Genomic DNA, 209 nt, shown 5'->3' with positions numbered 1-209 from the left:
GCTCGAGCCCGTTGACGCATTTGATCAACGTCGATTTGCCCGACCCCGAGGGACCGCAGACAACCACGACCTCACCGCGCTCGACGTTCACCGAGCAGTTCTTAAGGACAGCGAACTGACCGTAATATTTGGTAACGCCCGTGATCTCAATCATGCCCGGCCTTTCTGGAAACGCGCGATGGAAAAGGGTTGCAAGGCTCTATCGGTCT

Annotated in this window: 1 protein-coding gene; it reads right to left on the bottom strand. The window is 56.5% G+C overall.

The features are described 5' to 3' along the window. Positions 1-154: ATP-binding cassette domain-containing protein (locus AF337_RS40450; protein WP_152971089.1), on the bottom strand; the 154-nt coding region annotated here is incomplete at its 3' end. Positions 155-209 lie beyond the last annotated feature (55 nt).

The organism is Rhizobium ecuadorense, from assembly GCF_001187535.1.
GTDB lineage: Bacteria > Pseudomonadota > Alphaproteobacteria > Rhizobiales > Rhizobiaceae > Rhizobium > Rhizobium ecuadorense.
The sequence above is the reverse complement of the archived record's forward strand: the minus strand, read 5'-3'. Positions and strand labels throughout refer to the sequence as shown.